We start from the raw sequence: 362 nt of genomic DNA, 5'->3' as shown, positions 1-362 counted from the left end.
CGTCAATTTGAACAATGTTTGCAAGCCATTCGCGCTCTCCACACCAGCAAATAGGTTGCACGAGGGCAGCGTGTGCGATTGCAGACAATTCCATTTGTGCAACGATCACACTCGAGTTCAGTCCTTCTTGCCGGCGCCCAGACTGTCAATGTTGATTAAACGCACCATTGCGAGCAAAAGTACCATCCATTTGTTACCTGCATGATTACAGAGCACAGCAATTCAGCGAGTACGGTCGGAGGGACATATCTTGTGGATAAATACTGTGTCATTTCCCGAAATACGAACACGCATAATATTGGCGCATCTTGCTCCACTGATTGAAGTTCCTCGACATTTGTGTCACTTGCAGCTGTGGGAGG

Origin of the sequence: Microbacterium sp. 69-7, from assembly GCF_001897985.1 — a bacterium.
GTDB classification, from domain to species: domain Bacteria; phylum Actinomycetota; class Actinomycetes; order Actinomycetales; family Microbacteriaceae; genus Microbacterium; species Microbacterium laevaniformans.
This window is presented reverse-complemented; position numbering follows the sequence as displayed.